Source organism: Actinomadura geliboluensis (assembly GCF_005889745.1).
Classification (GTDB): Bacteria; Actinomycetota; Actinomycetes; order Streptosporangiales; family Streptosporangiaceae; genus Spirillospora; species Spirillospora geliboluensis.
Map to the genome: position 1 here is coordinate 1 of NZ_VCKZ01000621.1, position 3,615 is coordinate 3,615.

4 protein-coding genes are annotated in these 3,615 nt (G+C 73.8%); all 4 read right to left on the reverse strand.

Annotated elements, in window-relative coordinates:
• Positions 1 to 256 precede the first annotated feature (256 nt).
• Entirely contained in the window at positions 257 to 874 is a 618-nt protein-coding gene (locus ETD96_RS42545) for a response regulator (RefSeq protein ID WP_138642146.1), read from the reverse strand.
• Positions 875 to 962: 88 nt separating this feature from the next.
• Complete coding sequence (locus ETD96_RS42550) at positions 963 to 1,628, reverse strand: response regulator (protein ID WP_138642147.1); 666 nt, start codon at positions 1,626 to 1,628, stop codon at positions 963 to 965.
• Positions 1,625 to 2,959: a sensor histidine kinase gene (locus ETD96_RS42555; protein ID WP_171069511.1), complete on the reverse strand. Its 1,335-nt coding sequence runs from the start codon at positions 2,957 to 2,959 to the stop codon at positions 1,625 to 1,627. The genes ETD96_RS42550 and ETD96_RS42555 overlap by 4 nt, the downstream gene beginning before the upstream one ends.
• A 122-nt stretch (positions 2,960 to 3,081) precedes the next feature.
• Positions 3,082 to 3,615, reverse strand: a 534-nt coding sequence (locus ETD96_RS42560) for a cytochrome P450 (RefSeq protein WP_138642149.1), incomplete at its 5' end; no start/stop codon positions are given.

A 3,615-nucleotide genomic window follows, 5' to 3' on the forward strand; every position in this document is an offset into this window, starting at 1 on the left:
GGGTCCCGGCGGCACCGGTCGATCTCGTGACGGTGAGTGCAAGTTACTACCAAGTACTTACTTGCGGCAATCGCCGGCAGGACCCCCGAAGGTAAAGGATCCGGTCCTTTACCTGCGAAAGCTCTTGAACTCGCTGTCAATAGAGCCGGTGAGGATCAACCACTATCAACTACCAAGCGTGATCGTCACGGGCCGAAGATCCCGGAGTCTGCGGGCCGAAGGTCCCGAAAGCGGGGGGAGGGGAGAGACCGGCGGGTCAGCTTCCCGCCGAGAAGGCGTCCACGGCGAGGCGCAGCTCGCGGACGTGCCGTTCGAGGGCGTCCACCGGGCCGTCGCCGGCCGCCCGCACCTGGACGAGGTCGCCCTCCACCTTGGCGAGCCGCTCGTCCAGCGCCGCCAGCAGCCGCTCGCAGCCCGCGAGGGCGCTCTCGGCGTCGTCGCCGCCGAGCGTGCTGCGCAGCAGCCGCGCCTGCTGCTTGAGCTCCAGGTTGCGGCGGTGCAGGTCGACGAACACCGACACCTTCGCGCGCAGCAGCCACGGGTCGAACGGCTTGGTCAGGTAGTCGACGGCGCCGGCCGCGTAGCCCCGGTACGCCTGCTCCCCGGCGCCGCCGCCCGCGGTCAGGAAGATGATCGGAATGTCGCGGGTGCGCGGCCGGGACTTGATGTGCTCGGCCGTCTCGAAACCGTCCATCTCCGGCATGACGACGTCCAGCAGGATGAGCGCGAAGTCCTCGTTGAGGAGTTCCTTCAGGGCCGCCTGCCCGGACGTGACGGGCACGACCTCCACCGGCAGCGCGTCGAGCACGGCCGCGAGGGCGGTCAGATTCTCCTCACGGTCGTCGACGGCCAGGATCCTCGTGTCGTTCGGCACTGGACTCCTCAACGTCGGTGGTGGCCTGTGCCGTCCAGCCTGTCATGCTCCCGCCGACGGCAACAGTGAATCGATGCAGAGTAAATTTCTATGGCAGCCAGCCGGGTTTGACCAACCCCGACTCGTACGCGAACACCACCAGTTGCGCCCGGTCGCGGGCGCCGAGCTTCACCATCGTGCGGCTGACGTGCGTCTTCGCGGTCGCCGGGCTCACCACCAGGCGGGCCGCGATCTCCTCGTTGGACAGCCCCTCCCCGACGAGCGCCATGACCTCGCGCTCCCGGTCGGTCAGGGCGTTCAGCCGCGGCGACGGCGCGGGCTCCTTGGCCCGCGCGGCGAACTCGGCGATCAGCCGCCGGGTCACGCTCGGCGACAGCAGCGCGTCCCCTGCGGCGACGGCCCGGACGGCGTGGATCAGCTCCACCGGCTCGGTGTCCTTCACCAGGAACCCGCTCGCGCCGCCGCGCAGCGCCTCGAACACGTACTCGTCCAGCTCGAACGTGGTCAAGATCACGATCTTCACGCCGTCGAGCCGCTCGTCGGCGGCGATCCGGCGGGTCGCCGCGAGCCCGTCCAGGCCCGGCATGCGGATGTCCATCAGGATGACGTCGGGCCGCAGCCGGCGCGCCCCCGCGACCGCCTCCTCGCCGTCGCTCGCCTCGCCGACCACCTCGATGCCCGGCTGCGCGTCCAGCAGCGCGCGGAACCCGGCCCGGACGAGCACCTGGTCGTCGGCCAGCATCACCTTGATCACCGCACACTCCCTCCGGGCCCGCCGCCGCCCGCGCCGTCGTCCGCGCCGTCCTCGTCCACGTCGCCCTCCCGCAGGGGAAGCCCGGCCCGCACCCGGAACCCGCCGCCCGGCCGCGGCCCCGCGTCGAACGTCCCGCCGAGCGCGGCGGCGCGCTCGCGCATCCCGCGCAGGCCGCTGCCGCCGGGCCGGTCGTCCAGCAGGGGCGCGCCCCGCCCGTCGTCCTCGACCCGGACCACGATCTCGTGTTCACCGTAGGCGATCCGGACCCGCGCCGTCACCGGCCCGGGACCGGCATGCCGGGTCACGTTCGTCAGCGCCTCCTGGACGATCCGGAACGCCGCGAGGTCGGTGTTCGCGTGCAGCGGCCGCCGGTCCCCGGTGATCTCGGCGTCGACCGCGAGCCCGGCGGACCGCGCCCGGTCGAGCAGGTCGTCCAGCCGGTCCAGCCCGGCGGTGGGCGCGCGCGGCGCGGTCTCGCCCTCCGAGCGCAGCGCGCCGATCACGCCGCGCATCTCGGTGAGCGCCTCCTTGCTCGCGTCCTTGATCGCGGCGAGCGCCGTCCGCGCCTGCTCGGGGTTCTGGTCGATGAGGTGCAGCGCCACCCCCGCCTGCACGTTGATCATCGAGATGTTGTGCGCCAGGACGTCGTGCAGCTCGCGGGCCATCCGCAGCCGCTCCTCGCTGGCCTGGCGGCGCTCCTCCTCGGCCCGCGTCCGGGCGGTCTCCGCGGCCCGCTGCGCCCGCATCCGGATGAGCTCGCCGCCGATCAGCACCACCAGCGCCCAGCCGACGACGAAGCTCGACCCGCCGAGCGTCGGCTCCTCCACCGGGAACGGCCCGTCCTGCCCGCGTTCGGCGGCCGGCACGCCGATCAGCGCGGTGAGGGAGAAGAACGCGGCGAGCCCGATGCCCGTCCCGGCCCAGGTCAGCAGCCGGTGCCCGGCGGTGATCGCGGCGATCATCGCGACGGCCAGCGCGAGCGGCGCCGGGCCGTAGGTGTAGGCGCGCAGGAAGTACAGCGCGGTCACGGCCGCGACCGCGCACACCGTGAACACCGGGTTGCGGCGCCGCAGCAGCAGGAGCGCCGGGCCGCCGAGCAGCAGCGCGAAGCCGAGCGCGTCCAGGTCGGTGTGCCCCAGCTCGGACGTCCCGCCGCCGTGCTCCCAGGGCGGGCCGCCGGACCGCTCGCCGCCGGCCGGGCCGCCGCGCTGCGCGCCGAGCGACCCGGCGACCTGGATGAGGGCGACCAGGGCCGGGACCATCCAGACCGGCCACGTGCCCGGACGCGGCCAGCCGGTGTGGCCCGGCGGGTGCGGCGGTGAGGTGCTCATGCCTGCACGGTAAGTCATCGAGGTCAGGCGGCACGTCGGCCGCGGGGAGTGCGCGCCGGTACTCCTCGGGAGGTACCTGGAGGGACCGGGCGCCACCGGAGGGATCAGGCGCCACCGAGGGATCAGGCGGTCCAGCGGACCGGCAGATGGGCGAAGCCGTGCCGGGCGCTGGACCGCAGCGGCACCGGCTCGCCCGCCAGCCGCGGCAGCCCCGGGCGTTCGAGCAGCGCGACGAGCATGGCGCGCAGGTGCACCCGCGCCAGCCGCGCGCCCAGGCAGGCGCGGTGCCCGAACCCGAAGCACAGGTGCGGCCGCGGGGACTGGACGAACCGGTCCGGGGCGAACCGGCCGGGGTCGGGGAACTTCTCGCCGTCGTGGTTGGCGGAGACCAGCCACAGCGCCACCTGCTCGCCGGGCAGCAGCGGCACGCCGCCGACGGTCGTCCCGCGCAGGACCGTCCGCCACACCTGGAGCACCGGCGTCCACCAGCGCAGCATCTCCTCGACGGCGCTGTCGACGAGCGTGTCGTCGTGCTGCTCCTCCTGGAGCCGGACGTACTCGGCGGGGTGGCGCAGCAGCGCGTACAGGCCCCCGGCGAGGGTGTTGCGCAGCGTCTCGGGCAGCTCGCGCACGACCTCGCCGACGAAGTCGACCGG